Annotated in this window: 1 protein-coding gene; it reads right to left on the bottom strand. The window is 71.2% G+C overall.

All coding sequences use genetic code 11. From position 1 onward, the window contains the following. Nucleotides 1-203: 203 nt before the first annotated feature. The gene (locus FNH08_RS50140) at nt 204-1133 is read right to left on the bottom strand and encodes an alpha/beta hydrolase family protein (RefSeq protein ID WP_152778684.1); all 930 of its coding nucleotides are present in this window, start codon (nt 1131-1133) and stop codon (nt 204-206) included. Nucleotides 1134-1329: the final 196 nt, after the last annotated feature.

The raw sequence follows: 1329 nt of genomic DNA, 5'->3' as shown, positions 1-1329 counted from the left end.
CCCTCCCGATCAGCCCGCTCATCGGGCTTGCATGGAAGGGAAGTTACGAACGCGGAGTCGTCGTCCGCGTCACGCCAGGGAGCTCACCTGGTTCGTAGCTCTCAGGTACTACGGGTATCACCGGGGACCGTGCCGGGGCCCTGTCCCACCTGCCCACCCGTCCACCTGTCCACCTGTCCACCTGTCCACCTGTCCCACTCGTCTCACCACGCCAGCTGCGCGATCTCCTCCGCCACCACCGCGCACGCGTCCGCCGCCGGGTCGATCAGGGGGAAGTGGCCGACGTCCTCCAGCAAGGTGAGGCCGATCATCTCGCCCGCCTTGGCCGCCGCGTCGGCGTACGACTCGGCGACCGCCTCGGGGACGACGATGTCCGTACGGCCCTGTACCACCGTGGTGGCGATGCCCGTGGGCAGCAGGAGGGCCGGGTCGGCGTACGCCCGGCGATCGGCGAACGTGTCCTTCCCGCCCAGGAGTTCCGTGACCGCTCCCCCACAGACCTCGAGCTTCTCGGCGACCTCGAAGTCGGCGATGGGGGCGAGGGCGACGACACCGCGCAACAGCTCCGGACGGTCCGGGCGCCACGGCGCGTCGGCCGGGAGGACGTGGCGGGCGGCGGCCCACAGGGCGAGGTGGCCACCGGCCGAGTGACCGGTGATCACCATACGGCGCGGATCCGCCTGCGGCAGCGTGTCCCGTACGAGGGCGGGCAGCGCGTCGAAAGCCGCCGCCACGTCGTCGAACGTCTCCGGCCAGCGGCCCGCCACCAGCCCGCTCTCCGCGCCGCCCCCCGCACCACTCTCCGTGCCGCCTTCCGTGCCGACTTCCCTGCCGCGCCGGTACTCCACGTTCGCCACGGCGAAACCACGGCGGGCCAGGAAACCGGCGAACGGGGAGATGTGACGGCGGTCGTACGACGCGCGCCAGGCACCGCCGTGCAGGACGACCACGAGCGGTACGAGGTCCTGTTCGGCGCCGGGCCCGCGCGGGGCGTAGAAGTCGATCACCTGGTCGGGGTGGTCACCGTACGCAGCGCCGGCGTCGGGGTCGACCGGAGGGTGCGAGAGGGCGGACGCCTCCTCGGCGGCGTTCCGGGCCACGGCCTCACCCGATGCTGCGGCGTCGTCCGGCATGCTCCAACCTCTCAGCGGCGAAACGGAATTGAGTTCTCGGGGTACGGACGGACCGGATGGGAAACGACCGTTGGCCGGGACGGTACCAGGCGCATGACAAGGGCGAACACGCGGATGTCACGCTCGGTGAGGGGCAAGGGTTCGGCCGAGGGCCAGGTTCACGCACGTGCGTGCGTGAACCTCTGTCTCTTATACA

The sequence above is a fragment of the Streptomyces spongiae genome, assembly GCF_009377185.1.
Classification (GTDB): domain Bacteria; phylum Actinomycetota; class Actinomycetes; order Streptomycetales; family Streptomycetaceae; genus Streptomyces; species Streptomyces spongiae.
This window is presented reverse-complemented; position numbering and strand designations above follow the sequence as displayed.